Source organism: Bartonella sp. AP58NXGY (assembly GCF_042195785.1).
GTDB lineage: Bacteria > Pseudomonadota > Alphaproteobacteria > Rhizobiales > Rhizobiaceae > Bartonella.
Window position 1 is genome coordinate 1 of sequence record NZ_JBHIOY010000383.1, and the last position, 251, is coordinate 251.

1 pseudogene is annotated in these 251 nt (G+C 37.8%); it reads left to right on the forward strand.

What is annotated here, in order from left to right:
- Positions 1–251 (forward strand): annotated as a pseudogene (locus ACFINC_RS11570) (RNA pyrophosphohydrolase); the annotation flags it as partial.

A 251-nucleotide genomic window follows, 5' to 3' on the forward strand; every position in this document is an offset into this window, starting at 1 on the left:
TCTCATCGTTGGCAGCTTCCTCAAGGAGGAATTGATGAAGATGAAAAACCATTAGATGCAGCGTATCGCGAACTTTATGAAGAAACGGGTATTCGATCTGTAAAGTTGATTAAAGAAGCAGAAAATTGGTTTGATTATGATTTTCCACAAGAACTTGCTGCGTGCACATTAAGCAATAAATATCGTGGGCAAATGCAAAAATGGTTTGCTTTTCGGTTTACAGGAGAGCTTTCTGAAATTGCAATTAATCC